Annotated in this window: 23 protein-coding genes; 20 read left to right on the top strand and 3 right to left on the bottom strand. The window is 37.2% G+C overall.

Features of this window, described 5'->3' with window-relative positions; translation table 11 throughout:
- Positions 1–112: 112 nt before the first annotated feature.
- The 5 genes from ACWIW0_RS05805 to ACWIW0_RS05785 all read left to right on the top strand — a co-directional run bounded on the left by ACWIW0_RS05805 (position 113) and on the right by ACWIW0_RS05785 (position 5,543).
- The gene (locus ACWIW0_RS05805; protein WP_454452579.1) at positions 113–1,000 is read left to right on the top strand and encodes a helix-turn-helix transcriptional regulator; all 888 of its coding nucleotides are present in this window, start codon (positions 113–115) and stop codon (positions 998–1,000) included.
- A gap of 59 nt (positions 1,001–1,059) precedes the next feature.
- A complete protein-coding gene (locus ACWIW0_RS05800) occupies positions 1,060–3,258 on the top strand; it encodes a hypothetical protein (protein WP_454452578.1) in 2,199 nt (732 codons plus the stop codon).
- Between the two features lie 11 nt (positions 3,259–3,269).
- Positions 3,270–4,970 (top strand): LeoA/HP0731 family dynamin-like GTPase, encoded by a 1,701-nt coding sequence (locus ACWIW0_RS05795; protein ID WP_454452577.1) that lies wholly within the window; start codon positions 3,270–3,272, stop codon positions 4,968–4,970.
- A gap of 143 nt (positions 4,971–5,113) precedes the next feature.
- On the top strand, positions 5,114–5,329 hold the full coding sequence (locus ACWIW0_RS05790; protein ID WP_454452576.1) for a hypothetical protein: 216 nt from the start codon (positions 5,114–5,116) through the stop codon (positions 5,327–5,329).
- A gap of 16 nt (positions 5,330–5,345) precedes the next feature.
- Positions 5,346–5,543 (top strand): hypothetical protein, encoded by a 198-nt coding sequence (locus ACWIW0_RS05785; RefSeq protein WP_454452575.1) that lies wholly within the window; start codon positions 5,346–5,348, stop codon positions 5,541–5,543.
- Positions 5,544–5,632: 89 nt separating this feature from the next.
- On the opposite strand, the gene ACWIW0_RS05780 is transcribed toward ACWIW0_RS05785, so the two are convergent.
- Positions 5,633–5,956: an addiction module antidote protein gene (locus tag ACWIW0_RS05780; RefSeq protein WP_454452574.1), complete on the bottom strand. Its 324-nt coding sequence runs from the start codon at positions 5,954–5,956 to the stop codon at positions 5,633–5,635.
- A 265-nt stretch (positions 5,957–6,221) separates the two neighbouring features.
- On the opposite strand from ACWIW0_RS05780, the gene ACWIW0_RS05775 reads away from it, so the two are divergent.
- The 14 genes from ACWIW0_RS05775 to murQ all read left to right on the top strand — a co-directional run bounded on the left by ACWIW0_RS05775 (position 6,222) and on the right by murQ (position 21,523).
- Positions 6,222–7,496: an ADP-ribosylglycohydrolase family protein gene (locus tag ACWIW0_RS05775; RefSeq protein ID WP_454452573.1), complete on the top strand. Its 1,275-nt coding sequence runs from the start codon at positions 6,222–6,224 to the stop codon at positions 7,494–7,496.
- 212 nt (positions 7,497–7,708) lie between these two features.
- Positions 7,709–8,434, top strand: coding sequence for a 1-acylglycerol-3-phosphate O-acyltransferase (locus ACWIW0_RS05770; protein WP_454452572.1), 726 nt, complete (start codon positions 7,709–7,711; stop codon positions 8,432–8,434).
- Positions 8,435–8,447: 13 nt separating this feature from the next.
- Positions 8,448–9,854 (top strand): multicopper oxidase domain-containing protein, encoded by a 1,407-nt coding sequence (locus ACWIW0_RS05765; protein ID WP_454452571.1) that lies wholly within the window; start codon positions 8,448–8,450, stop codon positions 9,852–9,854.
- Positions 9,855–9,977: 123 nt separating this feature from the next.
- On the top strand, positions 9,978–10,931 hold the full coding sequence (gene accA / locus ACWIW0_RS05760) for an acetyl-CoA carboxylase carboxyl transferase subunit alpha (protein WP_454443584.1): 954 nt from the start codon (positions 9,978–9,980) through the stop codon (positions 10,929–10,931).
- Between the two features lie 338 nt (positions 10,932–11,269).
- Positions 11,270–12,049: a cytochrome C assembly family protein gene (locus ACWIW0_RS05755; protein ID WP_157393745.1), complete on the top strand. Its 780-nt coding sequence runs from the start codon at positions 11,270–11,272 to the stop codon at positions 12,047–12,049.
- A 95-nt stretch (positions 12,050–12,144) separates the two neighbouring features.
- Positions 12,145–13,428: an HlyC/CorC family transporter gene (locus ACWIW0_RS05750; RefSeq protein ID WP_454452570.1), complete on the top strand. Its 1,284-nt coding sequence runs from the start codon at positions 12,145–12,147 to the stop codon at positions 13,426–13,428.
- Between the two features lie 339 nt (positions 13,429–13,767).
- Positions 13,768–14,751, top strand: coding sequence for an octaprenyl diphosphate synthase (gene ispB / locus ACWIW0_RS05745; RefSeq protein WP_454452569.1), 984 nt, complete (start codon positions 13,768–13,770; stop codon positions 14,749–14,751).
- Positions 14,752–14,785: 34 nt separating this feature from the next.
- Entirely contained in the window at positions 14,786–15,481 is a 696-nt protein-coding gene (locus ACWIW0_RS05740) for an epoxyqueuosine reductase QueH (protein WP_454445838.1), read from the top strand.
- A gap of 68 nt (positions 15,482–15,549) precedes the next feature.
- On the top strand, positions 15,550–16,485 hold the full coding sequence (gene fabD / locus ACWIW0_RS05735; protein ID WP_454452568.1) for an ACP S-malonyltransferase: 936 nt from the start codon (positions 15,550–15,552) through the stop codon (positions 16,483–16,485).
- Between the two features lie 57 nt (positions 16,486–16,542).
- Positions 16,543–17,268: a 3-oxoacyl-ACP reductase FabG gene (gene fabG, locus ACWIW0_RS05730; protein ID WP_454452567.1), complete on the top strand. Its 726-nt coding sequence runs from the start codon at positions 16,543–16,545 to the stop codon at positions 17,266–17,268.
- Between the two features lie 138 nt (positions 17,269–17,406).
- Positions 17,407–18,693, top strand: a complete 1,287-nt coding sequence (gene brnQ / locus ACWIW0_RS05725; protein ID WP_454452566.1) for a branched-chain amino acid transport system II carrier protein — start codon at positions 17,407–17,409, stop codon at positions 18,691–18,693.
- Positions 18,694–18,783: 90 nt separating this feature from the next.
- Complete coding sequence (locus ACWIW0_RS05720; RefSeq protein WP_454447030.1) at positions 18,784–19,872, top strand: extracellular solute-binding protein; 1,089 nt, start codon at positions 18,784–18,786, stop codon at positions 19,870–19,872.
- Between the two features lie 8 nt (positions 19,873–19,880).
- Positions 19,881–20,450, top strand: coding sequence for an acetate uptake transporter (locus ACWIW0_RS05715; protein ID WP_454447029.1), 570 nt, complete (start codon positions 19,881–19,883; stop codon positions 20,448–20,450).
- Positions 20,451–20,620: 170 nt separating this feature from the next.
- Positions 20,621–21,523: an N-acetylmuramic acid 6-phosphate etherase gene (gene murQ / locus ACWIW0_RS05710; protein WP_454452582.1), complete on the top strand. Its 903-nt coding sequence runs from the start codon at positions 20,621–20,623 to the stop codon at positions 21,521–21,523.
- Positions 21,524–21,529: 6 nt separating this feature from the next.
- Here the strand turns inward: murQ and murJ are convergent, their stop codons facing one another.
- Complete coding sequence (gene murJ / locus ACWIW0_RS05705; RefSeq protein ID WP_454452565.1) at positions 21,530–23,107, bottom strand: murein biosynthesis integral membrane protein MurJ; 1,578 nt, start codon at positions 23,105–23,107, stop codon at positions 21,530–21,532.
- A gap of 246 nt (positions 23,108–23,353) precedes the next feature.
- Between murJ and rpsT the strand changes: the two genes are divergently transcribed.
- Positions 23,354–23,617 (top strand): 30S ribosomal protein S20, encoded by a 264-nt coding sequence (gene rpsT / locus ACWIW0_RS05700; protein ID WP_157393734.1) that lies wholly within the window; start codon positions 23,354–23,356, stop codon positions 23,615–23,617.
- Between the two features lie 197 nt (positions 23,618–23,814).
- On the opposite strand, the gene ACWIW0_RS05695 is transcribed toward rpsT, so the two are convergent.
- Positions 23,815–25,155 (bottom strand): MFS transporter, encoded by a 1,341-nt coding sequence (locus ACWIW0_RS05695; protein WP_454452564.1) that lies wholly within the window; start codon positions 25,153–25,155, stop codon positions 23,815–23,817.
- Positions 25,156–25,295: the final 140 nt, after the last annotated feature.

The following is a 25,295-nucleotide window of genomic DNA, read 5'->3' as shown; positions in this document are numbered from 1 at the left end:
GAAAATTTTTCCTATATTTTTGAAAAATTTTTAATAAGCGACATAACCTGACGTGCTAATTCAATATGACTGTTTTAATATAGCTCCATAAGCAACTCAGACAAGATAAAAAATGAAAAAGAACAATCTACTCGCACAACGTTTAGCGTTTATTCTCTCGCAATTAAATACGCAAGAACGAATCGACATCAATGAATTAGCAGGGGAATTTGATTGCTCCATTCGCACCATTCAACGTGATATCAACGAACGCCTTTCTTTTTTAGAATGGAAAGAACAAGGCCCACGTTATTACCAAATTGACCGCTCAAAATTAGGCGTATTCAACCAAAGCGAAATTGAACGCTTTGCCAGTTTCGCCAGCATCGCTGATCTTTTCCCTAAAATTGATCGCCAATTCTTCCAAGAAAAACTGGTTGATAGCATTCGCATTAAAGGCTTTGAATATGAAGACATTAGTGGCTTAGAAAACGCCTTTAATCAAATTCATTCCGCCATTGAAAAACACCAATTTATCCACTTTGATTACATCAAAAGCGGTCAGATTGACGGAAAATTTTACCAAATTGCCCCTTACGCACTGATCAACAAAAACGGTATTTGGTATGTACTCGGCACCGATCAAGACAAACAAAAAACCTTTTGCTTTAAACAGATCAGCAAACTTAAAGTGCTTGATCAAACTTTCGAACCTAATCAACAATTTATAGAAGAGATTAAACAAAACGACAGCATCTCTCACGGCAACCAAATTGCCGAAGTGGTCGTAAAAGTGAACAAAATTGCCGCTCCTTATTTTTTACGCCGCAATTTACTGCCTAACCAACAATTATTACACCGACTAGATGACGGCGGACTACTCCTTTCCTGTAAAAATATCAACGAAATGGAAATCGTCCCCCTTGTGCAATATTGGATCCCCCATTTGACGATTGTTAGCCCCAGTGAATTACAAGCAAAAATGGAATATAATTTAAAAAATTACTTATTAATCAACTAATTATTAGGAATTGTCCTAGATAACTTTTAGCTTATGAACCCAAATATAGGAAGTATAAAATGCAAGAACAATCCAATTTAATCTATGAGCAGTTACAACAACAGATTTCTCAAGTGATCAAAAAATTAGGTCATCAAAATTCTAGTAAAGAAATTTCACAAGATATTAGTGTTGCTGTTAATAACCTAAACACCTTAAACACACAAATTCAAAAGGAATATGATGAGTTAATACGTTTAAGTGAATGGGAGCGTTTTACGATTGCATTTTACGGAGAAACCAATGCAGGAAAATCTACCCTAATTGAAGCTTTACGTTTACTACTCAAAGAACCAACGAAATTAGAAAGCCAACGCCAATTTAAAATTCAAGCGGAAAAAAGTGGATTAACACAAGAATCATTTGACAAAATCCGTCAAACTATTATGGAAAGCGAGGAGGCAATTAAGAATGTTGAAGCTGATTTACATCAGATTAATCAAAAATATGCCGAATATTTGATAAATGCAGAAATAGAAATTAAGCAATTAACAGAATTATTGGCGGAAATTAGAGTCAATCAAAGTTTTTGGCAACGTATTATTTCTTGGCTTGTTGCACCAAAAGAAAAAAAAGAATTGGTTATTGCTAAACAAACATTAAATGATATTCAACAGGAAAAACAAAAAGAAGCTGAACAATGTGAGCAAGAATTAAAACTTTTGCAACAGATTAAGCAGAAAGCGGAAAGTGAAAATGAGCGGTTATTAAAAGAAGCCGAACTCTTAAAGCAATTTGCAGATGGTCAAATCATTGGTGATGGTCGTTCGGACTTCACTCGAGACAATACCTCTTTTGATTTTAATTATAACGGTCAGAAATTTTCTTTAATTGATGTACCAGGTATTGAAGGTGATGAAAGTATTGTTCGTCAGCCTATTGAAGAAGCTGTAAAAAAAGCCCATGCAGTCTTTTATGTAACACGAACACCACGCCCACCTCAAACGCACGAAGGCGAAGAGGGTAAAAAAGGAACGCTTGAAAAAATAAAAGAGCATTTGGGGGTACAAACTGAAGTCTGGACAATTTATAACCATGCAGTTAATAACCCACGTCAGTTGAAAGTGCCACTAATCGGACCGGGTGAGAAGGACGGTTTGCAAGCATTAGACCGCAAACTTAAAATTGAGTTGAAAGAAAAATATTGTCAAAGTTTAGTGGTAAGTGCAAGACCTGCTTATTTAGGTTTGACTGAATGCGTGGTTCCTGGTAGCAAAGAAGCTAATGAGCAAAGAAAATTTTTAGAACGCTTTTCATCTAAACAAGAAGTATTGGAATTAAGCGGATTGAATCATTTTGTTGAAAAGTTATCTTCTTCAATTATTGGCGATTATCGTAACAAAATTAAACGTTCAAATCTAAATAAAGCCGGCAAAGTTTTAGATAATGCTATTTCTGAATTAGCGGAATTAAATCATCAATTTAATCATAGGCGAAAAGAAATCCGCAGTGCAGTGCAACACTCCCAAACACAAATTAGGGTTTTGTTAGAGCAATTTGAAGGAAGTTTAAATTCAGCGGGAAGCAAAATTATTCGTCAATTTGAAAGTAAAGTTAGTGAACAAATTTACGATGCTATTGAATCAGACATTAGTAACGACCGTTTCAAAAGTCATTTAAATAGCGTAATGGAATCGCAAGCTAAATCTTTGGAAAATAATGTGCGTGGTATTATTGAAGAAGAAGCTCAAAATTTTGAAGAGGAAGTTACAAAAATTGTAAACCGCGCCAATAAACATTTAAAGAATATTGCAGATCTACAAAACAATGCATTTGTTCTAAATAAATTTGACATGGATATCAAGATAGATAACGGAATTAAATTGGGAGGGTTAATAGCAAGTGGTATTGGACTTGTAACAGGTGTAATTGCATTGGCAAGTAACCCTGTTGGTTGGACAGTTGCTTTTGTCGGTGGGGTGTTAGCATTATTGGGGGCAGCTATAGGTACAGCAAAATCAGTTATTGGTTTTTTTAGTTCTTCTTATAAGCAATCCCAGCAACGCAAAGAAGCAGATAAAGCCATACGCGATGCCAAATCAAAAATTGAGCCTGAATTAAATAACATTTTATCCAAGACTAAGCAGGGGATGTATGAGCAAATGCAACCTGTTATTACAGAATTGGCAACACCACTAAAGCAATATGAATCGGTGATACAAGTTTTGCAATCTGCTGAAAAAGAGTTGCAATTAGTTTCTCAACGCATTAAATCTTAAGGAGCATGAACATGTCTAGCACATTTAATACCTTCAAAATTCAACAAGAAAAAGCTCAACAGATGTTGAAAAAATTAAGTCATTTTATTGAAAGTGGTCGTGAGTTTGGCTTGAATCCTAATCCTGACTTATTGGAAAAACTTCAAACAGCAACCAAGTCAATTGAAGGTAATGTCTTAAAAGTGGCTTTAATTGGTGGTTTTTCTGAAGGTAAGACCTCTATTGCATCTGCTTGGTTAGAGCGCTTAGACCAAAGTATGAATATTAGCCAACAAGAGTCTTCAAATGAGGTGAGGATTTATACTGTAGATAATGAAATTGAGTTAATCGACACTCCTGGATTATTTGGCTTTAAAGAACAGCATAACAGTGCAGGGCAGATTGAAAAATACAAAGAAATAACCAAGAAGTATGTGAGCGAAGCACATTTGGTTTTGTATGTCATGAACTCAACTAATCCAATTAAAGAAAGTCATCAAGAAGATTTACAATGGCTGTTTCGTGACTTGAACTTGCTACCAAGAACGGTTTTTGTATTGAGTCGTTTTGACGAAGTGGCAGATGTGGAAGATGATTGGGACTATCGTGAGAACTTGAAAACTAAAATAGAAAATGTTTTAGGTCGTCTTAAAACCATGATTGGTTTAACTGAAAAAGAAATATCACAAATTAAAATCGTAGGGGTATCAGCAAATCCTTTTGGGGAAGGGACTGATTATTGGCTAAATAATTTAGAGGAATTCAAAAAATTATCACGAATTCAAATGCTTCAAGATGCCACTCGTCAAACCATTGAGGAAAATGGTGGTGTTATACCGATTGTGTTTGAAGCACAAAAAAGCATGATTCAAGATATTTTGGGCAAGCAGTTACCTGTAGTAAAGAAAACACAAGAGACGCTTGATATTGAATTGGAACATTTGGCTGATGTTACTCAGCACTTAAGCTCTGAATTAAAACCTATGGAAGCTAAGATTAGTCATGTACGCACAGGGTTAAAAGGCTTTGTCCTAGATTATTTCACAGGTTTAATTCGTCAAGCAAAAGGAACAGATTTAACAACATTTGCTGATTTTTATGAAAGTGAATTAGGTAAAGATGGCATTATTCTAAATTCACGAATTGAACAAGAATTTGACCGTCAATGCCAAGTAGTAAGTAGTTCATTGCAAAGAATCAGCTTGGATTTTAATAATGAAATGAGTAGATTTGAAACCTCGGTTGGTTCAACACTTATGAGTAAAGGTTTGGGCTTGTTAAGTAAGCAAAAATTAACCAATACCCATGTGTTAGCTGCACGAGATGGTATTGTTTCAGTGGGTAAAATGGTGGGCGTAGATTTGGCGAAATACCTAAAATTTAAACCTTGGGGTGCGGTTAATTTTGCTGCTAAAGCTAATGCCTTTGTTGCTGTTGCTGGTGTTGCATTAGAACTGTGGGATTCTCATAAAAAAGCACAAGCCGAACGTGAATTTAAAGAAATGATTACAGAAATTGTTGTTATGTTAGAAGAACAGCGACAAGGTTTACTAAAATCCTTAAATGATGATAATTTTGTTGGGCAACTTTTCCCACGATATGTAGAATTGCAAGAACAGTTTAAAGCAATTCAAGATGATAATGCACAAACTGCTGAACGTAGGCAGGCTTTTAATGAGTGGCAAAAAGAAGGCTTGATTATTGAGGGAGAATATCGCATCTTGGATCAATAATTAAATCCGATGTTTTCCAACTTTTCTGGGATTTTCATAACGGAAAAATCCCAGAAAAAGAGTACCTAAAATTAGAGATAAAAGAGCGTGAACGTTTTTTCTCCGCTTTAGAAAATCAAAAGACAGAGCGTATTTTAGATGTGATGTTTGGTCGCCTTTATACATTACGAAACCAAATTATTCACGGTGGTGCTACTTACAATAGTCGAGTTAATCGTGAACAATTACGCGATGGTTGTAATGTGTTAAAACTGCTCATTCCAGCAATGTTACAAATTATGATGGAAAATCACTCTGAAATCGATTGGGGTAAGCCGTTTTATCCTGTGGTAAAAGATGAAAAAGTAATGAGTAACTAAAAGGAAATCAAAAGCTATGATGCCATTTAATGAACCATTAAGAGAATGTTGCCCAAAATGTGATTGGAAAAGTGATGTATTGATGACTTCTGATGTTGTACTTGTCTTTTATGGTAATTGCCCTAAATGTGGCGAAGAAACAGTAACTCGAAAATTATCTTTTGTTGAAAAAATTCAATTTTCACCATTTCTAAAAAAATCCCCAAAGCTCTAATTGTGCAAGTGTGTAGAAGATCAACCCCAATTTGACAGTTTTCCATTTAGGGTCAAGGTATCTGTCGGATTAAGCCTGATCTTCTACAATTAAATGTTTTTAACTTGTGGAACTAATACTAAATTGAATGCACCTAGTATTTTCTGAATAGTATCTAATCTCGGTTTACTCCCTTTTGCTAGGGTTTTATATAGGCTTTCTCTTCCTAGTCCTGTGTCTTTGGCTAGTTGTGTCATTCCTCTAGCTCTAGCCACATCATTTAAAGCCTCTAAAAACTCATCTTGGTCGCCCTCTTTAATAACTTCTGCTAAATAGGCTTGAATAGTTTCTTCATCACTTAAAAACTCAACCACATCAAAAGGGCGTAAGCCGTGTTTTTCTACCATTTCATCATTAAGTTTAATTGTTCCCATTATTTTTTCCTTTGATTTACTTGTACAAATGTATCCAATTGAATACAGTATAGCAAGTGAATTTATATGATTTTATTGCACGTTGGTCTAGTAGCATCAAACTATTTTGTAATATTTATACAAGGTGGCTAGCAGTTTAAAAAGTGTAATATATTCAAATTTAGAAAAAATTTTCCCCACGACACAACCTGACGTGCATAAACATTCCTCTTAGGTAACAATAGACTTATTACAAAACAGTACTTTTACCACAGAGGAATGCTATATGACAGATATAACCCCATCTCTATCAGATAAAACAGAGAAAGAAAAAGAGCTAGACCGTCTTCAAATAGAACTCTTGTTATCTAGCGTTAAATTAGCTAGATATTTGTTAGATACACCACCGTTAAGACTAAAAGCAGTTCAATGTGAAATGGCTTTTGGTGATGAAAATTGGATTGCTCGAAAAGCGATTGAATGGCAAAGAAAAGATTGTTTAAAAGAACTCAACAAATTAAAAAAAGAAAGCCAAAAAGAATTAGAGAAATTTATATCAACTCTCGATAAAATAAATGGCATCTATTTATCGCTTGGGTTATCTAAAATTCAGTTTGAAAACTCGATGCCTAATACAGAATTTCAATTAAATCATTCCATTGAAAATGATAATTGGGGAATGGATTTTGAAAATTGTATGAACCAATTTACTCAAACCATTGAAAATACAGGTATAACAGCAGATTTAATAGAGAAACAACCACTTTCATTAAATAGGAGAAAATATATGTTTGGAGCGATTACAGGCGATATTATTGGTTCACGTTTTGAATTTAATAATTATAAAGGTGTCGATTTTGAATTATTTACATCTGAATGTTGCTTTACTGATGATACGGTTTGTACTATCGCTATTGCAGAATGGGCGTTGAACAATTACCAAGATGATCTTGTTGCGATAGTGCGTAAATGGGGAAATAAATATCCTTATACTGGCTACGGTGGTACTTTTGTTCGTTGGTTAAACCCGAATGTTATTCCTGCACCTTATAACAGCTGGGGGAATGGTTCAGCAATGCGAGTTTCTTCAGTGGGCTGGCTTTGCAATGATATTGATACGGTATTAGAGCGGGCAAAACAATCTGCCGAGATTACGCATAATCACCCAGAAGGCATTAAAGGGGCACAAGCGGTGGCTTCGGCAATTTATTTTGCAAGAGTAGGTAAAGATAAGGCGTTTATTAAAGACTTTATTGAACAGCGTTTTGCCTATAACTTAAATCAGACTTGCGATGAAATTCGTCCTAACTATCAGTTTGATGTTAGCTGTCAAGGGAGTGTGCCACAGGCTATTATTGCTTTTTTAGAAAGCCAAGATTTTGAAGATTCAATACGTCTTGCAGTATCTTTAGGTGGCGATTCTGACACTATTGCTGCAATTACAGGTTCAATTGCAGAAGCCTTTTATCAAGGCGTGCCAGAAGAAATCAAAGCAAAAGCGGTAACTTATTTACCTCAAGAGTTTTTGGATATTTTGCAACAAATAGAAGAGCGTAAATGATCTTTTTGACATTCTCCCCTGCCTAAAGTCAGGGGATTCCTACTGCATCTCAATCTAAAATCAGCTAAAAATCACTTCGATGGGTTCTTGCTACTGACAATCTATGTTGTTCACTTAAATTGATTCCACGTAAATCAATCACGTTTGTTTATGGTAATTTCAGTGATTTTCGTTATACTTTATCCCTAATTTTCTATTCAAAGGTTTTTATTATGTTGAAGTTATTGCGTGTTATTGCTGTTGTTATTGCGGCTATTGCAATCTGTTTAGTTGGTACAATTTATGCCTTAATTCGCTTACGCCACCCGAGTTCTGTTGGTGTTGTTGCAAGAGCTTTTGGTTCTCTCCATCGCTTAGTTGGTCTTAAATTGATTATTCGTGGTAAGCAAAACGAGGTTCAGCCAGCTATTTATATTGGCAACCATCAAAATAATTACGATATGTTATCTATTGCATCAATGGTACCTCCAAGAACCGTCAGCGTAGGGAAACGTAGTTTAATTTGGATTCCGTTTTTTGGTTTGGTTTATTGGGCAACGGGCAATATTTTTATTCATAGAGAAAAACGTAGTAGTGCTATCAACACAATGAATAAAGTCGCAGAGATTATAAAAGAGCAACAAGTGTCAATTTGGATGTTTCCTGAAGGAACAAGAAGTCGTGGGCGTGGTTTATTGCCTTTCAAAACAGGAGCATTCCATACAGCGATTGCCGCAGGCGTACCTATTGTGCCAGTAGTCTGCTCTAGTTTACATAATAAAATTGATTTAAATCGCTGGGATAATGGCACTGCGATTTGTGAAATGCTTGAACCGATTGATACTGCGGGCTACAACCGAGAAAATATTAAAGAACTCATTGAAAAATGCCATACGCTAATGGCAAATAAGTTAGCTGAATTAGACCAAGAAGTTGCTCAATTAGAACAAAAAAAGTAGAACGGTAATTAAGATGAAACTCTCACGCCGACAATTCCTTTCACGAACGCTGATCTCAAGTGGAATCGCTCTAACCCCTAATACACTTTGGGCGAAAACTCGCCGAGCATTAACAATTCCACCTTTAATTGATATTGGGCGAGGACGACCTGTGCGTTTAGATTTTCGTTCCGCTCAAACTCAATTTGATCAAGGTAAGTTAGTTGATGTATGGGGGGTAAACGGTCATTATCTAGCTCCAACAGTACGAGTAAAATCAGGCGATTTTGTAAAACTGACTTATACAAATAGTCTTCCACAAAAACTGTCGGTGAATATTCAAGGGCTATTAGCATCTACGGAGATGATCGGCTCTATTCATCGTCAATTTGAGCCTAATAGCAGTTGGTCACCAATATTATCAATCAATCAGCCTGCGTGTACAGCGTGGTATTCAGCAGACACAATGCTTAATTCCGCTTATCAAGTTTATCGTGGTATTGCAGGTTTATGGATTATTGAAGATAGCGAGAGTCGCAAAGCCCAGCTCCCTAACAAATATGGCGTAAATGATATTCCATTGATCTTACAAGACCAACTCACAAACAGTGCGGGAGTGCAAGTTATGGATAGCCAAGCACCACAGTTCTTTGGCAAACGTTTATTCGTTAATGGGCAAGAATCCCCCTATTGTGAAGTACCACGAGGTTGGGTGAGATTACGTATCGTGAATGCGTCTCTCTCACGTCGCTATGATTTACGCTTAGATAATGATAAACCCCTTTATCTTATTGCTACGGGAATGGGCTATTTTGCAGAGCCAATTGAAACTAGCTCTATTTCTCTTGCTCCATCAGAACGAGTAGAATTACTTATAGATCTCAATGAAGGGGAAAAAATTTCGCTAATAAGCGGTCAGAAACGTGGATTTTTTTACAAAATCGAACAGCTTTTTGAAAATGATGATGAATTGATTGATAATGTTGTGGTGGAATTTCGTCCACAAGGTTTGCCTTCGGCATTACATTCAAATGTAACCTTACCGCCATTTGATAAAAACGATTTTAACTTGAAGATTGCCCAAGAGCGTAAATTTACTTTACGTCCTTTTGATCGCTTAATCAACCAACAGCGTTTTGATCCTAAACGAATTGATTTTACCGTTCAAAAAGATACCGTAGAACGTTGGTATTTAACCAGTAATGAATCTATCGGTTTTAGTTTACAAGGGGCAAAATTTATCATCGAAACAAAAAATCGCCAGAAACACCCAATTCAACAACTAGCGTGGCGAGATACTGTTTGGTTGGAAAAAGATCAAGAGATTACCTTGCTTGTTCGCTTTGAGCATTCTGCGACCGATACTTTGCCTTTTACCTTCGGTGTTACCGATTTAATGTTGAGAGATAAAGGTTGTATGGGGCAATTTAGCGTAAGTTAAATTTGAATAAGCGGTCTGATCAGTCAGATTTTTTGCAAAAAATCGTAAAAATAAACCGCTTGAGATGAAAATCACTGATAGAATACGGCAGTTTTATTTCTGCGAAAACAGATAGGAAAAATTATGAACCAAGAATATTTAGATTTTGAGTTACCGATTGCCGAATTAGAAGCAAAAATTGATGCGTTACGTTCTGCCGTTGGCAATGACGATAAAATCAACTTAGATGATGAAATTGCACGTTTACAAAAGAAAAGCGAAGAATTAACCAAAAAAACATTTGCTGATCTTGATGCTTGGCAAGTTTCCCGAATGGCTCGCCACCCTAGCCGTCCTTATACTTTAGATTATATTGAAAAAATCTTCACAGAATTTGATGAACTTGCAGGTGATCGTGCCTTTGCAGACGATAAAGCGATTGTAGGTGGTATTGCTCGTTTAGAAGGTCGCCCAGTAATGGTCATAGGTCATCAGAAAGGACGTAATGTCAAAGAAAAAGTGAAACGCAATTTCGGAATGCCAGCCCCTGAAGGCTATCGTAAAGCATTACGTTTAATGCAAATGGCAGAACGCTTTAATCTACCAATTATTACATTCATTGATACTCCAGGAGCATATCCAGGGATTGGAGCAGAAGAACGTGGACAATCTGAAGCCATTGCTCGTAACTTGCGTGAAATGGCAACCTTAAAAGTACCAGTAATTTGTACTGTTATTGGTGAAGGTGGTTCTGGTGGTGCTTTAGCTATCGGTGTAGGCGATAAAGTGAATATGTTACAGTACAGTACTTATTCTGTTATTTCACCTGAAGGCTGTGCCTCTATTTTATGGAAAAGTGCTGATAAAGCCTCTACGGCAGCCGAAGTAATGGGCTTAACTGCTCCACGTTTAAAAGAGTTAGAACTCATCGACAACATCGTACCTGAACCACTAGGTGGAGCACACCGTAATGTAGATGAAATGGCTGCAAACTTAAAACAACGACTACTTGATGATTTAGCCGATCTTGCTCCGTTAGATCAAGAATCATTACTTGACCGTCGCTATCAACGCTTAATGAATTATGGATATGTCTAATTGATAAAAGAATTGTTTGGCGAGCTTTAGCCCTCAATTAAATAAGTTTGCCAATAATTCGTTCAATAGAATATCTATCTTTTAAACACATTTAACGACTTAAAAAATTCACCGTTTGAAAGTGTTGCAAAATGTGCAATCCTAATATCAATACCGATTTCTCTCCCCTTAGGGAAAATACAAACGATGTTTGGTTTGCCCCCTGTATTAACAATTTCAAGGATAAAGATTTTTGAATACGAGCAGATAAATTTTTGATCCATATCGTAGCCAAAAAATCGAAAAACTGATAACGTTATATTCTATTGAAAACTATTCTTATTTTTTAGGCATTCAAAATGTTATTCGCTATATTAGCCATTCTGACTTATCTTGGTGCATTGTTATGGATTACGCCAACATTAGCTCATTTGGAAACCAGTCAAAAACTTAATGTAAAAGCAGTCTTTCTGTTAGGATTGACTGCAGTTATTTTCCATTCAGTTAATGTTTCACAGCTCCTGTTTATTGGAGAAGGGCAAAATTTCACAATAATGAATGTCGGCTCACTAATTAGCCTTAGTATTAGTGGGGTAGCCACTTTAGCCTTACTTCGATGGAAAACCATTTGGTTTCCACTATCTATTATTTATGCGATAGGAATGATCCACGTTACCTTATCAACCTTTGTTGAAGGCAGTTTTATTAAGCAAATTGCTGAAAACAAAGGGTTGATGTTTCATTTAGCTATTGCAATTTTTTCCTATGCTCTCTTTTTTATTGCACTACTCTATGCTTTCCAATTGAAATGGCTAGATAGTCGCTTAAAAAGCAAGAAAAAGGCACTTTCCCCAGTATTACCGCCATTGATGACCGTAAATCGCCATTTTTTTACGCTAACATTAGTAGCACAGCTATTTTTAACCCTAACACTCACATCAGGAATGATTTATTTGCAGAACTTCCTAGCACCAGAACAAATTCACAAAGCTATTTTCTCGTTTATGGCTTGGATTGTGTATAGCATTTTATTATTAGGGCAATGGAAACTGCACTGGCGTGGAAATCGGGTGCTAATTTACTCAATTTCGGGTATGATGCTACTTACATTTGCCTACTTTGGCAGCCGTATCGTATAAATACGGTTTAGGAAGCGGTTAGATTCTCTCTATTTTTTACAAAAATTCCCTTAAATCTAACCGCTTATTTGATTAACGAACATAGGAATTTTACGTTGGAAAGTATCCCCCTGAGTAGCTTATTTATTGCCCTTGCTATTCTTTTAATTCTATCCGCATTTTTTTCTGGCTCTGAAACAGGGCTAATGTCTTTAAACCGCTACCGAATGCGACACTTGGCTGAAAAAGGTCATCGTGGTGCAAAACAAGCAGAAAAATTACTCGGTAAAACCGACTCGCTATTAAGCCTTATTTTAATTTGTAATAATCTTGTCAATAACGCTGCCGCTACCATTGCAGGTATGATCGGTTTACAACTTTCTGGTGATGCTGGAGTAGCGATTGCAACAGGTTTGCTCACACTTGTGATGCTTGTATTCTCTGAAATTCTACCCAAAACGATTGCAGCAATTTATCCTGAAAAAATAGGTTTTACGGTAAGTCATATTTTGATGCCTCTACAAAAGCTGATGCTACCTATCGTTTTCTTAATGAACTTGATCATCAATGGTTTAATGAAAATTTTACATATTCGTAAATCTGAAAAATCAGGGTTAAGCAGTGAAGAGTTACGCAGTGTGGTACTTGAAGCAGGACGTTTTATTCCAACTACTCACCAAGATATGCTTGTTTCTATCTTAGATATGGAAAAAGTAACAGTGGACGATATTATGGTTCCACGCAATGACATTGGTGGAATTGATATTGATGACGACTGGAAAGCCATAATGCGTCAGCTCACAGGTGCTGCACACGCTCGCGTAGTGATCTACAAAGGCAATATGGATAAAAGTATTCTTGGAATGTTGCGTGTTCGAGAAGCCTTTCGTCTAATGCTAGAGCGTAATGAATTTACTAAAGAGATGCTTGTTCGTGCTGTTGATGAAGCCTATTTTATCCCCGAAGGCACACCACTAACTACGCAGTTAATGAATTTTAAAACCAATAAAGAGCGTATCGGGCTAGTGGTTGATGAATATGGCGATATTAAAGGTTTGGTTACGCTAGAAGATATTTTAGAAGAAATTGTGGGAGAATTCACCACATCTGCCGCACCAACATTAGACGAAGAAGTCAAACCACAATCTGACGGTTCTGTCTTGATCGAAGGTTCTGCAAACTTGCGTGATCTCAACAAACTCTTTAACTGGAATTTACCCGTTGATGAAGTTCGCACCTTTAATGGTTTGATCTTGGAACATTTAGAAAAAATCCCCGATGAAGATACGCAATTTACCTTGTTAAATCTGAAAGTTACGATTTTGGAAGTAAACGATAATATGGTAAAACTCGCTAAGGTTGAACCGCTTAATCCAACACCCTCCAGCGAAACAGAATAAGTATCCATAGTAGGATGATCTCAGCGTCCTTCAGATTATTGACAAAGTCTTTTTTCATTCGGACGCCAAGCGTGGTGCCCCTACAAAGAAGAATTATAACCAATTGAAAAATAAAAATTTTATTTTTATTGTGTAGAGACGCCACGCTTGGCGTCCACTCATTAAATCAACAAATTAAGGTTTGTCATCAGTCTGGTACTTTTTACTCATAAAATCCCTTAGTATGACTATTTTTACAAATTTCTCATCGGAACAGACCGCTTGGTTGCATTCTTATTTTGAACCAATCTACACATTAAGGTAAAATCTCGCCTTATTTATTATCAAAAGATTTCATCAATGACAAAGCAACTTACTCTTGAACAGATTTCTGCACTTGCCAAAGCAGATATGCAAGCTGTTGATCACGCAATTTTGAATCAACTTAATTCTGATGTCGTCCTAATTAACCAACTTGGGCATTATATTATTAGTGGCGGAGGCAAACGTATTCGCCCGTTAATCGCTGTGTTAGCGGCTAACGCTTTAGGCTATCAAGGGCAACAGCACATTACCTGTGCCGCCTTTGTGGAATTTATCCATACCGCAACGTTATTGCACGATGATGTAGTCGATGAATCAGATATGCGTCGTGGGCGTGAAACAGCCAATGCCCGTTTTGGTAATGCAGCCAGCGTATTAGTTGGAGACTTTATCTATACTCGTGCGTTTCAGATGATGGCAAGTTTACAGTCCTTAGATATTTTAGCGGTAATGTCTGATGCAACTAACGTGATTGCAGAGGGTGAAGTGCAGCAACTGATGAATGTTAATGACCCTGACACGACTGAAGAAAATTATATGCAGGTTATTTACAGCAAAACTGCTCGCCTGTTTGAAGCAGCAACGCAGTGTGCTGCGATCGTTGCTGGGGCAGATGCTCGCTTGATTACAGCATTAAAAGAGTACGGGCGTTATCTCGGTACGGCTTTCCAGTTAATTGATGATATTTTAGATTACAGTGCCAATGCGGAGAAATTAGGCAAGAATATCGGTGATGATTTAGCCGAAGGCAAACCAACCTTACCACTCTTACACGCAATGAGAAACGGTAACGAACAGCAATCCGCCCTTATTCGTGAAGCGATTGAGCAAGGTGGAAAACGTGAAGCCCTTGATGAAATTCTGGCGATTATGGCGGAACATAGTTCCCTTGATTACGCAATGCAACGTGCTAAACAAGAAGCCCAAAAAGCCGTTGATGCGATTGCAGAGTTACCTGAGAATGAATATAAACAAGCATTGATTTCATTGGCGTATTTGTCGGTGGATAGAAGTTACTAATACCGATATTTTTTTAGAATTTTAAGTGATACCTATGACTGAACAACCAATCAAAAAGACCCGTAAGGGCAAAGATCCGAATGCACCTTTTGTGCGTGAAAAATTAGAACTGCCAAATGGACATAACAAATTGTTGCTACACTCTTGTTGTGCCCCTTGTTCTGGAGAAGTGATGGAAGCCATTCACGCATCAGGGATTGAATTTACCATCTATTTTTACAACCCGAACATTCACCCATTGAAAGAGTATTTGATCCGCAAAGAAGAAAATATTCGCTTTGCTGAAAAATGGGGTATTCCTTTTATTGATGCTGATTACGACCGCCAAGAGTGGTTTGATCGTGCAAAGGGAATGGAAGATGAACCTGAGCGTGGCATTCGTTGTACAATGTGTTTTGATATGCGTTTTGAAAAAGCGGCGGAGTATGCTCATCAAAATGGTTTCCCTGTATTTACGAGCTGTTTAGGGATTTCTCGTTGGAAAGATATGAACCAAATCAATGGTTGTGGGCATCGTGCCGCTGAAAAATATGATGATGTAGTCTATTGGGATTACAACTGGCGTAAAGGCGGTGGTTCACAACGAATGATTGAAATCAGCAAACGTGAGCGTTTTTATCAACAAGAATACTGTGGCTGTGTCTATTCATTAAGAGATACAAATAAGTGGCGTGAAGCAAATGGTCGCCAAAAGATTGAAATCGGTAAGCTATATTATTCAGCGGATTAACTGATTAGCTCAATCTCTATTCGTCATAAAAACGGGAAAAATTCAGAAATTAAACAAGAGGATAAAAAATGTCTAAATTTGCAATGGTATTCCCAGGACAAGGTTCGCAAGCGGTTGGAATGTTAGCGGATCTTGCACCTATTTACCCAGTTGTTGAACAAACTTTTAAACAAGCGAGTGATGTTCTCGGCTATGATTTATGGGATCTTGTTCAAAATGGAACGGCTGAAGATCTTGGTCAAACACAACGTACACAACCTGCTTTATTAGCTGCATCAGTGGCACTTTATCGTATTTGGCAAGAGAAATTCCCAGAGCAAAAACCTGCAGTAATGGCAGGACATAGTTTAGGGGAATATTCTGCCTTAGTTTGTGCTGGTGTGTTAGATTTCCAAGATGCGATTAAGCTAGTTGAACTGCGTGGACAAGCAATGCAAAGTGCTGTACCAGCAGGGACGGGGGCAATGTTTGCAATTATCGGCTTAGACAATGATTCAATCATCAAAGCCTGCGAACAAGCCCAACAAGAAGTGGGCGAAATTGTTTCGGCAGTGAATTTCAACTCACCAGGACAAGTTGTGATCGCAGGGACAAAAGCAGCTGCAGAACGTGCTGGCGAATTGTGTAAAGAAGCTGGAGCAAAACGTGCATTACCATTAGCTGTTAGCGTGCCATCTCACTGTGCCTTAATGAAACCAGCTGCTGAAAAACTAGCTCAAGCATTGCAAAATATTCAATTAAACGCACCGCTTGTGCCTGTTATCAACAACGTTGATGTTGTGGTAGAAAGTGATGCAGATAAAATTCGTGATGCTTTAGTTCGCCAACTTTACAGCCCTGTTCGTTGGACAGAAAGTGTTGAAAAAATGGCACAAGAAGGCGTTACAACTTTATATGAAATCGGGCCGAATAAAGTATTAACAGGTTTAACAAGTCGCATTGTCAAAGAACTTTCGGCAAAAGCAGTCAATGATGTCGCAACCTTTGAGGCTATCGAATTTTAATTTACCTTTTCTCGCTTTTTGAAAGAGAGAATAATCAATCAATTAGGATAAACATATATGCAGAATAAAATCGCATTAGTAACGGGTGCAACTCGTGGAATTGGACGAGCAATTGCAGAAGAATTAGTGTCTAAAGGTGCTTTCGTCATCGGGACAGCAACATCTGAAAAAGGAGCAGAATCTATTTCAGCTTATTTAGGTGAACAAGGTAAAGGCTTAGTGTTAAACGTTGCTGACGCTGAATCTATCGAACAAGTACTCGCTCAAATTAAAGAACAATTTGGTGATATTGATATTCTTGTCAATAATGCAGGTATTACGCGTGACGGTTTGTTAATGCGTATGAAAGAAGACGATTGGTTCGATATTATTCAAACTAATCTCACGTCCGTTTATCGTTTATCTAAAGCGGTATTACGCCCGATGATGAAAAAAGGCGGACGTATCATTACGATTGGTTCAGTGGTAGGCTCAATGGGGAACCCTGGACAAACAAACTATTGCGCAGCTAAAGCAGGTTTGGTTGGTTTCTCAAAATCATTAGCAAAAGAAGTTGCATCTCGAGGCGTTACGGTAAACGTGGTAGCCCCTGGCTTTATTGCAACAGATATGACAGATGAATTAAGCGAAGATCAAAAAAATGCGATTTTAAGTCAAATTCCTGCTGGTAAATTAGGTTCTGCTCAGGATATTGCCAAAGCAGTTGCCTTCCTTGCTTCTGATGATGCTGGCTACATCAACGGTGAAACCATTCACGTTAATGGTGGTTTATATATGAACTAATCGCTATAAGCGGTTAGTTTATATCAATATAATTGATTAATTAGCAAATGAACCAATTCAGTTTGAATTGGTTCATCGTTTTTATTTTATTTATTTTTAGTGGATAGTACGCAATTTGCGTTTTTGTGAGGTTTTATAATGAATAAAAATACCCTTGTGGTAGGTTTTATGTTATTTGCTGTTTTCTTTGGGGCAGGTAACTTAATTTTCCCACCCAAACTAGGTTTTGATAGTGGTGTCGATTTTTGGACATCGATTAGCGGGTTTGTTCTAACAGGTGTTGGCTTACCTTTAGTTGCAACCATTGTTGCAGCATATTATGACGGTGGCTATAAAAAAGCCTTAGAAAATATTAGTCCAATTATTTCTTTATTACTGTTAAGTGCTATTTACTTAACAATTGGGCCTTTCTTTGCCATTCCACGCACAGCCGCAACAGCGTATGACATCGCTCTTACTCCATTTTTAGAACAAACTAGCCCTACATCATTATTATTGTTTACCGTTGGTTATTTTGCAATTACGTTATGGGTAAGTTTAAATCCAACCAAAATGGTTGATCGTATTGGGGCAATTCTTACACCTGCTCTGCTAATTGCTATTATAGCCTTAGTTATTCGTGCGATAATGATCTTTTCAAATGTAGAAACGACAGAAGTAAAAACCTTGGAGACACCATTTTTTACAGGTTTTATTGAAGGCTATCAAACAATGGATGCACTAGCCGCATTTGCTTTCTCCGTACTCGTCATCAATGGTATCAAGGCGAAAGCTCAAGCTAATAGCTCACTTATCAAACAAACTACCTTAGCTGCATTGATCGCAGCCATTTCACTTGCGGTGATTTATATTTCTATTGGTTGGATTGGCTATAAAATTCCATTAAGTGCAGATATAGTCGCTGATGTTGCAACCAAAGGTCAGCATTTAGGCACATTTATTCTCAATACCACTGCAAATCAAGCCTTTGGTGAGTTGGGGCGTAGTCTTCTAGGTTTAATTGTTACATTAGCCTGTTTAACTACCGCTATTGGCTTAGTGGTCTCAACTTCAGCCTACTTCCATAGTGTATTCCCAAGAATTCCCTATAAAGCCTATGCAGTTTTATTTACGCTCATCGGTTTTGGTTTAGCAAATCAAGGGTTAAATGCTGTGATTAGTAAATCTGTACCTGTACTGTTGGTGCTTTATCCTATTTCAATGACAGCGTTACTGGTTCTGCTAGTTAATCTAGTTATACCGTTGCCTAAATTAGCTCAACGCTTACCGATTATTTTTGTTACAGTGGTAGCCATCGCATCAGTAGCAAAAGTTGAATTTATATCTCAGTTACCATTAAATACTTACTCAATGGAATGGTTGCCTTTTGCGATTCTAGGTACTGTATTGGGGTATATTTTTTCGAAAATTACTACTTCAAAATAACTTTTATTTTATTTAAAAAATTTACCCTAAGACTGATTAATTTTAGGGTATAATCGCAAGCGGTTAGTTCTGCTATAATTTTTGCAAATTATGGCAGTTTTTTTATTTTATACAGAGGACAAAAAGTTGATCAAATTAGGTCGTGGGTTTTTAACCAAACTTATCGCAACATCTGTTGCACTATTTGCCATCACTGCTCAAGCAGCAGAAAAATTGTATGTGTATAACTGGACGGAATATGTGCCGTCATCTCTTTTGGAACAATTTACGAAAGAAACAGGAATTGAGGTTATCTACTCAACCTTTGAAAGTAATGAGGAGATGTACTCTAAGCTAAAGTTAGCTGATAGTAAAGGCTATGATATTGTTTTCCCTTCAAGCTATTATGTTGGAAAAATGGCAAAGGAAGGAATGTTAGCAGAAATTGATCACAGCAAATTAAGTAATTTCGCTAATGTCAGTAAGGCGTTGATGGGTAAGCCGTTTGACCCTGAAAATAAATTTTCTCTCCCTTATGTGTATGGTTTAACAGGCATAGGGGTAAATGCTTCAGCAATCGATCCGCAAAGTATTACTAGCTGGGGTGATTTTTGGAAACCAGAATTCAAAGGCAAATTATTGCTAATGAATGATGCTCGTGAGGTGTTTCATATCGCCTTGTTGTTAGACGGTAAATCACCGAATACCACAGACGAGAACGAAATTAAAGCCGCTTATGAGCGTTTAACAAAACTTGTGCCGAATGTACTTGTATTTAACTCAGATTCCCCTGAAATGCCTTACTTACAAGGTGAAGTGGATATTGGTATGCAATGGACAGGTTCGGCACATCGTGCGAAAAGCGAAAATCCAGACATTCAATTTGTATTCCCAAAAGAAGGGGCAGTTGTTTGGATGGATAATTACGCAATTCCTAAAAATGCCCAAAATAAGGAAGCAGCACATAAATTTATTGATTTCTTGCTGCGTCCTGAAAGTGCAAAAGAGGTGATCGAAACAATGGGATTCTCAATGCCAAACGAAAACGTCAAAGCGTTATTAAGTGAAAGCCTTGTCAATGATCCACTAGTTTTTCCACCCCTTGAAGAAATTGAAAAAGGTATTTTACAAAGTGATGTCGGCGAAGCTGTCGAAATCTACGAAAAATACTGGAATTTACTTAGAACAAATAACAAATAGAGGTTTTAATGTCTGCTCACAATACAGCAACAGCAAATCCGGGTCCATTAGGTTTATGTGGATTCGCTTTAACAACTTGGTTACTTAGCTTAATCAATAATGGTACTTTTTCTGGCGATAACGTTGGATTAGTCCTTGCAATGGGTTTTGCTTTCGGCGGTACAGCTCAAATGATTGCTGGAATGTTTGAATTCTCAAAAGGTAACACTTTTGGTTTTACTGCATTTACCAGCTACGGTGCATTTTGGTGGTCATTTGCATTATTCAAAGTGTTTTTCGCTTCAACCGTATCACCTGAATTTATCGGTTGGTACTTAGTGGTTTGGGGTACATTCACGTTAATGATGTTTATTGGTACATTAACAAAACCTCGTGCATTACAAGCTATTTTCTTAGCCTTAACCATTACTTTCTACTTATTAGCAGCAGGTGATTTTACAGGCAACCACGCAATTACCCATATTGGCGGTAACTTTGGTTTATTAACCGCATTGCTAGCATTCTATTTAGCAGCGGCAGAAATTATTAACGAAAGTTTTGGTCGTACTGTATTACCAATTGGTGCTCCTAAGGCTTAAATCCATAGACTATGATTCAAAGGGCTTATTCGATATATCGGATTAAGCCCTTTTCCTTTTCTAATTTAACGTTCGTAGTTACCTTCTCAAATAAAGCAAATTATTCTCTACTATCAGTTAATTTAGAATAAAATAATCACAATTAGTTTAGTTATAGGAAATTTTTAATGATGGTTTCAATCAATCAGTTGATCACCGAGAGCCAAAATACGGCAAGCCAAAATATTGATCAACTTTCAACCTTAGATATGCTTAAAGTGATAAACCACGAAGATCAAAAGGTTGCACTTGCTGTACAAAAAGTATTGCCAGAAATCGCTAAAGCCGTTGATTTAATCGCTAGTAGCTTTAATCGTGGAGGAAGACTAATTTATCTCGGTGCAGGGACTTCTGGACGTTTAGGTATTTTAGATGCAAGTGAATGTCCACCAACTTTTGGAACTCCAAGCGATCAGGTTATCGGATTAATCGCTGGCGGCTATCCTGCCATATTAAAAGCAGTTGAAAATGCAGAGGATAATCGTGAATTTGCAATACAGGACCTAAATAATATTGCATTAAATAACAAAGATGTTCTTGTTGGAATTGCGGCAAGTGGAAGAACACCTTATGTTTTATCTGGAATCGAATATGCTCTGGAAATAGGATGTACCACAATTGGAATAAGCTGTAATCCGAACTCTCAATTGGCTGTATCATCAAATATTGCAATTACCCCAATTGTTGGAGCTGAAGTTATTACTGGCTCATCAAGAATGAAAGCAGGAACTGCTCAAAAATTAATTTTAAATATGCTAACGACAGGTGCAATGATTAAAACGGGTAAAGTGTTTGGTAATTTGATGGTTGATGTTGTTGCCACCAATGCAAAATTAGTCGAACGACAAAAAAATATTGTTATGCAAGCTACACAGTGTGAAAGATTGGAAGCAGAGTTAGCATTACAAAAAGCGAATGGGGAATGTAAGGTTGCGATTGTAATGCTACTTTTAAAAATATCAGCAGAAGAAGCAAAAATGCGATTGAGTCAGTCAAATGGCTTTATTCATCAAGTATTGAATACTGCAAAATAAGATAATCTATGTTGTAACCATAACAATATCTCTAGGACGAACACCTAATGCAATTAAGGTAGCAAAATAGGTAATTGCAGCAAGAGAAATTAACCAAATAAGCCAGTGGATTTTTCCCCAAATTGAAAGCAACGTCCATTGATGTAATTCAGGAGAGAAATAAGAAACAAAAGCCCCCATAATACAGCCTGCAATCAGCAGTTTTAGGCTGAATAGAATGGTTTTATTACTAATTTTATACACCTGATTTTTCATCAACCCACGATATAGTAATGTAGCATTCACCAGCGCAGATAAGGCAGACGCCATTGCTAATCCAATGTATCCAAATGGAATGGCCAATACACCAAGACAAATATTACTGATTGCAGCAATAATTCCAATTCGAACAGGAGTTTTTGTATTCTGATGGGCATAAAACCCATTGGCTAAAACGTTAATCAACATATAGCTAATTAGCCCAAAACACATTACAAACAATGCGTTAGCTGATGCTACAACATCAACAAGCTGAAACTTACCACGCATAAACATCGTCATCATTAACGGCTCAGCCAAAATTGCAATGCCAATCATTGCGGGTACACCAAGTAGTAATACCATTCTAACGCCCCAATCCATCGTTTGAGCAAAGCTATCAGCTCGTTGCTGTGTTGTTAGCTCTTTCTGTTTAGCGATACGAGAAAGGCTCGGTAAAATAACCGTAGAGATGGCAATCCCAAATAATCCTAAAGGAAATTCGATCATACGATCGGCATAGTAAAGCCAACTAATTGAGCCTGTAACTAAAAAACTGGCAATCACTTGATTTAAGAGTAAATTGAGCTGTGTAACCGATACACCGAACAGTGCAGGAATCATCAATGTGCGAACTTTTTTTACGCCTTCATCGTGCCACGCCCATTGTGGTTTAACTAATAGGCCTTCTTTTTTTAAGAAAGGTAATTGGAATAAGAATTGAAGTAATCCACCTAAAAATACCCCCCAAGCCAATGCCACGTCGGCAGATTCAAAATAGGGCGATGCCCAAATGGCTACAGCAATAATAGCGACATTCAATAATACGGGGGAAAACGCCATTACGCCGAACTTACCTAAGGTATTCAACACTGCACCAGCCAAGGCTACAAAAGTAATAAACCATAAATAAGGAAACGTAATTTTTAATAATAGCGATGCTTGGGTAAATTTTTCTGCACTCGGGCCATCTTGTAGCCAGTCAATAAACCAGCCTGTACCAAATAATGCAGCAACAACGGGCGAGGCAACCATTGCCACCAAAGTGACAATTGAAACTAATCCGCCTAATGTGCCAGACACTTTGGCAATAAACTCTCGGGTTTTATGCGGATCATTATCGGCATTATATTCTGCCAATACCGGCACAAAAGCTTTAGAAAATGCCCCTTCCGCAAATAATCGGCGTAAAAAATTGGGAATACGGTTGGCAAATAAAAATACATCTGCCGCCACGCCAGTACCAAGCAAATTGGCAACAACCACATCTCGAACTAGCCCCAACACACGAGAAATAAGGGTCATAAAACTGACAATGATCCCCGATCTTAATAACTTCTTACTCACAAGCTTTCTCTTTACTCATTGAAAATTGATCGGAATTTTAGCAGTTTGTTGTAGGAAAATCAGAAAAAAACTGATAAAATCGCTCTCTATCTTTTACACAAGAACTGTTCTTGCGTGAAACGATGTTATTTTCAAGCACGTGTCTCGTTGAAAATGAATCTTTAAACTATCGATAGCACATAAAAAGTTAGGTTATTCTCTTTTTATGTTTTTTATTTTTACACAGATATTTTTAGGAGTTTGACCTTGGCTAATATCAAGTCAGCAAAAAAACGCGCGATTCAATCTGAAAAACGTCGCCAACACAACGCAAGCCAACGCTCAATGATGCGTACATTCATCAAAAAAGTTTACGCAGCAGTAGCAACTGGCGATAAAGCAGCTTCAGAAGCAGCTTTCGTTGAAATGCAAAAAGTAGTGGATCGTATGGCATCTAAAGGCTTAATCCACGCTAACAAAGCAGCTAACCACAAATCTAAATTAGTTGCTCAAATCAAAAAATTAGGCTAATTAGTATCTCAATACTAAACCAATTTTTAGTCTATTGAATTAAATAGTTGCTAGCAGTGACGAAATTGCTAGCAACTTTTTTATTTAACTAGAAATTGAAAAAGCAATGTGAGTACAGTTGTATTCACATTGCTTACGATATAAGGTTAAAGGTTGATGCTTATTGTACTAAGCACTTTAACACTTTGTAGGATTAACTATTTAAGTTTTGCTTTTTCTAATTTCACCACGCCTCGATGGGTCATATAACAGCAGAAAATACAAGCGACTACCGCAAATAGTAATAAGTAGAAACCAGCATCCCAACCAAAGCGTTCTGCTAAAATCCCAAATAATGCCGTTCCAGAGAAACTACCTAGGATATAACTTAACAATCCTCTAAGCCCCGTAGCTGATCCTGCTGCGAATGAAGGAACTAACTCAATTGTTTGGAGTGACGAAAGGAACATTGGAACATAAATTAAGCAACCTATCACACCTGCACCAATTGTAACGGTAAGAAGATCTTGCCCGCCCCAATAAGCAAACATTGCGAGTCCAACACCGACTAACGTAATAATGGCTAATGGCATACGTTTTCCTTTGAAATAGGTATCAGTAACCCACCCTGCTAGTAACGTAGATGGAATCGCTGCCCATTCAAAAATAGCAAATGCAGCTGACATTTGCCCTTTAGAAAAACCTTTAGTTTCAAGAAGATATAAAGGTAACCAAGTCAATACACCGAAACGGATCATATAAGTAAATACATCAATAAACGATACAAACCATACATTAATATCTTTTACAATGTATTGGGTAAAGATCTGCCAAGTTGTTAGCTCAATATTTTCATCTTTGGTAACAATAAGTTCTTCGTTTTCATTTTGCAGAATTTTCCCCATTGGCGGAAGACCTTCATTATATGTACGACCAGCACCAAAAATGTAAAAAATGATAGCAATCACAGCCGCAATTGCAGCAGGTACAATAAAATGTGCTGATTGCCAATGTTCCTGACCAAGCCAAGCAATACTTGCACCAGCGATAGGGGCGACTAATCCTCCACCAACATTGTGAGAAATATTAAAAATAGCAGTAGTTACTCCACGTGACTTTCTAGGGAACCAGCTCGCTAATACAACATAAGCAGGACCAGCTCCCATACCTTGGAATATTCCATTCATTACACATAAAAACAGAAATATCCAAAATGAAGCTGTAAAGCCCATTAATAAATTAACTACAGCTGACATCACCAATCCAAATATCATAAAATGTTTTGGATTGGATTTATCTGCCAAAGCGGACATAACACCTTTACTAATACCATACACAATCAACATTGTGCCAGAAATAAAGCCAATATCTTTTTTCGTGAATCCAAAATCACTGATGAGTTCAGGAGATGATAACAGGAAATTATTACGCAAAATATAATAAGCAACATAGCCTATAAATATGCCAAACAGTGCGTGCCATCTTAAACGATTATAACGTTCACGTATTTCTTGTTCGGGTATTGGAGTACCCGGTTTTGATTGTAAGAAAGAGAGCATATAATGATCCTCTTGTGAAAATAATGATATTATTTGTTGATTTACCTAAGAAATTTAGGTTGCTAAGATATAGTATTATAATTACCAATGAAAATAAAATTAGGGAAAATGAGTTAAATATCACCCATAGACAAAAATAA

This window comes from Ursidibacter sp. B-7004-1 (genome assembly GCF_053654055.1).
This window is presented reverse-complemented; position numbering and strand designations above follow the sequence as displayed.

Bases quoted from the DNA above. Each gene is read 5' to 3' on its own strand.
- ACWIW0_RS05805 (WP_454452579.1), top strand. From the start codon at position 113: ATGAAAAAGAACAATCTACTCGCACAACGTTTAGCGTTTATTCTCTCG.
- ACWIW0_RS05800 (WP_454452578.1), top strand. From the start codon at position 1,060: ATGCAAGAACAATCCAATTTAATCTATGAGCAGTTACAACAACAGATT.
- ACWIW0_RS05795 (WP_454452577.1), top strand. From the start codon at position 3,270: ATGTCTAGCACATTTAATACCTTCAAAATTCAACAAGAAAAAGCTCAA.
- ACWIW0_RS05790 (WP_454452576.1), top strand. From the start codon at position 5,114: ATGTTTGGTCGCCTTTATACATTACGAAACCAAATTATTCACGGTGGT.
- ACWIW0_RS05785 (WP_454452575.1), top strand. From the start codon at position 5,346: ATGATGCCATTTAATGAACCATTAAGAGAATGTTGCCCAAAATGTGAT.
- ACWIW0_RS05780 (WP_454452574.1), bottom strand. From the start codon at position 5,956: ATGGGAACAATTAAACTTAATGATGAAATGGTAGAAAAACACGGCTTA.
- ACWIW0_RS05775 (WP_454452573.1), top strand. From the start codon at position 6,222: ATGACAGATATAACCCCATCTCTATCAGATAAAACAGAGAAAGAAAAA.
- ACWIW0_RS05770 (WP_454452572.1), top strand. From the start codon at position 7,709: ATGTTGAAGTTATTGCGTGTTATTGCTGTTGTTATTGCGGCTATTGCA.
- ACWIW0_RS05765 (WP_454452571.1), top strand. From the start codon at position 8,448: ATGAAACTCTCACGCCGACAATTCCTTTCACGAACGCTGATCTCAAGT.
- accA (WP_454443584.1), top strand. From the start codon at position 9,978: ATGAACCAAGAATATTTAGATTTTGAGTTACCGATTGCCGAATTAGAA.
- ACWIW0_RS05755 (WP_157393745.1), top strand. From the start codon at position 11,270: ATGTTATTCGCTATATTAGCCATTCTGACTTATCTTGGTGCATTGTTA.
- ispB (WP_454452569.1), top strand. From the start codon at position 13,768: ATGACAAAGCAACTTACTCTTGAACAGATTTCTGCACTTGCCAAAGCA.
- ACWIW0_RS05740 (WP_454445838.1), top strand. From the start codon at position 14,786: ATGACTGAACAACCAATCAAAAAGACCCGTAAGGGCAAAGATCCGAAT.
- fabD (WP_454452568.1), top strand. From the start codon at position 15,550: ATGTCTAAATTTGCAATGGTATTCCCAGGACAAGGTTCGCAAGCGGTT.
- fabG (WP_454452567.1), top strand. From the start codon at position 16,543: ATGCAGAATAAAATCGCATTAGTAACGGGTGCAACTCGTGGAATTGGA.
- brnQ (WP_454452566.1), top strand. From the start codon at position 17,407: ATGAATAAAAATACCCTTGTGGTAGGTTTTATGTTATTTGCTGTTTTC.
- ACWIW0_RS05720 (WP_454447030.1), top strand. From the start codon at position 18,784: ATGGCAGTTTTTTTATTTTATACAGAGGACAAAAAGTTGATCAAATTA.
- ACWIW0_RS05715 (WP_454447029.1), top strand. From the start codon at position 19,881: ATGTCTGCTCACAATACAGCAACAGCAAATCCGGGTCCATTAGGTTTA.
- murQ (WP_454452582.1), top strand. From the start codon at position 20,621: ATGGTTTCAATCAATCAGTTGATCACCGAGAGCCAAAATACGGCAAGC.
- ACWIW0_RS05695 (WP_454452564.1), bottom strand. From the start codon at position 25,155: ATGCTCTCTTTCTTACAATCAAAACCGGGTACTCCAATACCCGAACAA.